Raw genomic sequence first — 231 nt, 5'->3', positions numbered from 1 at the left:
GTTCCGCTCACCTGTGGCCTTCTTGTCAAGCAACCATAGGCGATGGCTGCGATGGTGGGTTCGTTGATGGTACGAAGAACGTTGAGACTGGCGAGGGTGCCAGCGTCCTTGGTCGCCTGACGTTGGGAGCCATTGAAGTACGCGGGGAAGGCAACGACGGCAGAGGTGACGGTACCGCCGAGGTAGGACACAGCGACCTCCTTCGCCTTGGTGAGGAGGTCTCCTCGGGTA

1 protein-coding gene is annotated in these 231 nt (G+C 60.6%); it reads right to left on the bottom strand.

Going from position 1 to position 231, the window contains the following annotated elements; translation table 11 throughout:
* The coding region (locus tag ACLJNW_RS29035) for an Hsp70 family protein (RefSeq protein WP_410962143.1) at window positions 1–231 on the bottom strand (231 nt) is incomplete at both ends.

The sequence above is a fragment of the Salmonella sp. SAL4457 genome (genome assembly GCF_046548235.1).
Taxonomy (GTDB): domain Bacteria; phylum Pseudomonadota; class Gammaproteobacteria; order Enterobacterales; family Enterobacteriaceae; genus Salmonella; species Salmonella enterica.
The sequence above is the reverse complement of the archived record's forward strand: the minus strand, read 5'-3'. Positions and strand labels throughout refer to the sequence as shown.